Annotated in this window: 1 protein-coding gene; it reads left to right on the top strand. The window is 62.4% G+C overall.

The window, feature by feature from the left end; genetic code table 11:
• Window positions 1-237 (top strand): hypothetical protein (locus SB765_RS33615; RefSeq protein WP_410933032.1); only part of this gene is annotated, 237 nt, incomplete at both ends.

Here is a 237-nt window from a genome sequence, read left to right as displayed (position 1 = left end):
GGGCGAACCAGATAGCGACGGATCTCAATGGCGAATTCAGCAAGATCGCGCAGTCGTTCACGGCAGTCTTCCCGCCGCCGCCCGTCCTTGGGCTGGGCACGCTTGGCGGCTTCAAGTTGCAGATCGAGGACCGGGCGAGCCTGGGTTATGTCGCCCTCGATAGCGCGGTCAAGGCGTTCATGACCGAGGCTGCCAAAGCGCGGGAACTGGGACCGCTGTTCTCCAGCTACCAAATCA

The organism is Pseudomonas sp. SIMBA_067 (assembly GCF_046534675.1).
GTDB classification, from domain to species: Bacteria; Pseudomonadota; Gammaproteobacteria; order Pseudomonadales; family Pseudomonadaceae; genus Aquipseudomonas; species Aquipseudomonas putida.
Note: the sequence above shows the minus strand (reverse complement) of the source record. Positions and strands in the feature narration are given on the sequence as shown.